Source organism: Alcanivorax sp. HI0044, from assembly GCF_001634945.1.
Genome location: NZ_LWEZ01000640.1, coordinates 1 through 466, shown reverse-complemented (window position 1 = coordinate 466; position 466 = coordinate 1). Strand labels below are relative to the sequence as shown.

The following is a 466-nucleotide window of genomic DNA, read 5'->3' as shown; positions in this document are numbered from 1 at the left end:
CCGGGGCACGCAAGGTCATCGCCTGTGATCTGGACGAGGATGCGCTCACGGCCACGGCCATGAACGCCCGGGAGAACGGCGTCGAGGTGGTGCTGAGCAATGATCTGGACTCCTCCCTGGCAGAGGCGGACCTGGTGACAGCCGCAGATATTCTCTATGACCGCGATAACCTGCCGTTACTGGCTCGCTTTCAGGCTGCCGGTGCGGTGCTGCTGGCGGATTCCCGGGTGCCGGACCTGAACCCGCCGGGCTACCGGCTGCTGGGGGAGTGGCAGTCCTGTACCTGGCCGGATCTGGGGGAATCGCGGGAGTACAACGGCGTTCGTCTGTTTGCTTCGGAACCGTAGACGCTTGCGCTGGTCAGAAAAAAGTGGGTGACGCCTAATCCCCGGTACCAGCGATTGCGGGTCGGGCATTTCTGGGTGGCATCCGGTACTGGACTTTTAGCCCATCATCCCTTTTATCG

The 466-nt window shown here is 62.4% G+C and carries 1 pseudogene; it reads left to right on the top strand.

Features of this window, described 5'->3' with window-relative positions:
* Window positions 1–347: pseudogene (locus A3730_RS31290) on the top strand (hypothetical protein); the annotation flags it as partial.
* Between the last annotated feature and the right edge of the window lie 119 nt (window positions 348–466).